Genomic DNA, 345 nt, shown 5'->3' with positions numbered 1-345 from the left:
GAAAGAAGGGGGGGGAGGAGGGGGGAGGGAAGGAAAAAAAGAGGAAAGGGAAGAAAAGGGGAAGGAAAGGAAGAAGAAAAAAAAAGGGAAGAAGAAAGAAAAGAGGAAGAAGGGGGAGAAAGGGAAGGAGGAAAAAGAGAGAGGAAAAGGGGAGGAAAGGGGAGAGAAGGGGGGGAGAGGAGGAGAGAAGAAGAGGGAGAAGGGGAGGGGGGAAGGAGAAGAAAGGAGGAAGGAGGAAGGAACAGCCGGGAAAGAAGGAGCAGGACCAGCAAGGGACAGAAGGTGCCCAGGAAGCAGTTGCCAAGGAAGGCGTGAGAGTGGGAAAGGAAGAAAGGGGCAAGGCCG

The 345-nt window shown here is 53.9% G+C and carries 1 protein-coding gene; it reads left to right on the top strand.

Features of this window, described 5'->3' with window-relative positions; all coding sequences use genetic code 11:
* A partial coding sequence (locus tag LK536_RS58580; protein WP_506092311.1) for a hypothetical protein occupies nucleotides 1–315 on the top strand: 315 nt, incomplete at its 5' end.
* Nucleotides 316–345: the final 30 nt, after the last annotated feature.

The organism is Clostridium pacaense (genome assembly GCF_020709765.2).
GTDB lineage: Bacteria > Bacillota > Clostridia > Lachnospirales > Lachnospiraceae > Enterocloster > Enterocloster hominis.
Note: the sequence above shows the minus strand (reverse complement) of the source record. Positions and strands in the feature narration are given on the sequence as shown.